We start from the raw sequence: 997 nt of genomic DNA on the forward strand, positions 1-997 counted from the left end.
AAAGATACCGCATTTTCTCTTTGCGAAAAGACCCCCGGAAAAGCCTATATTTACGTTACCAGATCAGGAGTTCTGAAATTTCAATCATCTTGATGAAAACCAAACTGGTGTCGGTAGTGATAAACACCCGCCATTTACCCTTGCACCCCTTCCGGCTGAAGAACATCCTGATGGGGACTCCGTTGTATTCTACCATGGCCTCCTTGTACTGGAGCTTCAACTTCCTGCATCGCTTAGGGTTCCCCAGCTTGTTGCGGATCTGGCTATGTGTGAGCCGCTCTCCATGAAAGGTGAACTTGGTTTTCGGGGTCTTATACATCCCGATCAGATGAACCGTTTGTTTCTTCACCCGCCTGACGGCTGTGATAAATGCCTCACAGGTGAACCAGCTATCCATCAGAAGGTAATCAAGCTTAACTCCCTGGGATATGGCTCGCCAGAACATCCTCAGCGCACTATCGATCTTCGTGGTGTCTGCTTCCCTGGCACGATCCCAGGAATGAGTCCCTTTCTCCTGTTTCTTACGGTACTGCTTCCGGTACTCCTTTTTCTTCAAACCAAAAGGTTTGTTCGCATTCTTACCCCGCTCCCTGTGCAGAGAAAAATCCAGGGGAATAAACGAAGCGCTGTCCCAGTAGCCCATGGCCAGCAGCTTATACCCAAGAATAAAACGCCTGGATACATGATCATAAAGCCGGGATACCTTCTCGATATACCGGCCCGTCTTGGGAAGGTCGCTGTCATCGAAGACCAGGCACCTTGGAGAGTCACTCTCTCCACCACGGGTGCCAGCCAGCTTTATGAACTTCATCCCAAACATCCACAGGACATTCCGCCAGCATATGCCCTGGTTATTCTTCAAGCGGTAGAATACATCCTTTTTTGCCTGGATATGGGTCGACAATGCACTGTTCGTAAAAGAATGCACACTCTGCAGTCCCAGAAAGGGCAGGCTGATCAGGCAGGAAAACACTGTCTCAAAACTGTAGCCCCTTTG

1 protein-coding gene is annotated in these 997 nt (G+C 49.4%); it reads right to left on the reverse strand.

Annotated elements, in window-relative coordinates; all coding sequences use genetic code 11:
* Positions 1 to 55 precede the first annotated feature (55 nt).
* Positions 56 to 997: transposase (locus P1P86_16580; protein MDF1576803.1), on the reverse strand; the 942-nt coding region annotated here is incomplete at its 5' end.

Source organism: Bacteroidales bacterium (genome assembly GCA_029210725.1).
Taxonomy (GTDB): Bacteria; Bacteroidota; Bacteroidia; order Bacteroidales.